General features: G+C 42.6%; 1 protein-coding gene. It reads left to right on the plus strand.

Annotated elements, in window-relative coordinates:
* Nucleotides 1-186 precede the first annotated feature (186 nt).
* Nucleotides 187-756 (plus strand): TVP38/TMEM64 family protein, encoded by a 570-nt coding sequence (locus R7P74_RS25960; RefSeq protein WP_318123532.1) that lies wholly within the window; start codon nt 187-189, stop codon nt 754-756.
* Nucleotides 757-782: the final 26 nt, after the last annotated feature.

A 782-nucleotide genomic window follows, 5' to 3' on the forward strand; every position in this document is an offset into this window, starting at 1 on the left:
TGATATGTTTGGTGTGATCTGGTTACAAAAGCGCACGAAAAATCCGATGATCAAAGCTGTCAGCATTGCCAATGAAAATGCAAAACAATGAAATGGTTAAAGCTTGCACTTCTTATACTGGCGGGGGTTTTGTTAGCAAATCAGCTCGATAATCCCGCTTTATCGCACCTCACAGATAAGAACTGAGTGGTTGGCTACATTCAAAAAAACGGGGCTTTAGGGCATGTGGTCATCTTCACATTCAGTGTGGTGTTTTTGTCGTTGAGTGGACCAAAGCAAGCCATCGCATTGGTATTCGGCTATTTATACCACGTCCAATTAGGCGTGCTTATCACCTTATTTGCTTGTGTTTTTGGGGCGACATTTAACTACGCCTGCGCTCGCTTTCTCATCGGAAATTGGCTATATCGCAGGTTCCCGAAAAAAATGACGCGTTTTAATTCATTTGCGAGTCGTAAGCCGTTTTACAAAATCCTTTTGCTACGTTTGTTTCCGATTGGGAATAACGTCGTGACCAACGTTTTATCGGGTAGTGTCCGAGTGCCGTTCTTTGCCTTTATCTCCGCCAGTCTGTTGGGGTACTTGCCTCAAATTATCATCTTCGCATTGATGGGCGCTGGTATTCATTCATCGAGTAATACAATGATATATCTCAGTATTTTCTTTGGTATCGTTAGCGCGGTACTCACAGGGTTTCTCTATCGAGATCATATTAAAAGTCGTGTTGAATTATTGAATATGGAAGAGGAAGTATGAGCTTAGTGACGTCCAAGTGTCGACAA

The organism is Vibrio sp. 2033, from assembly GCF_033339735.1.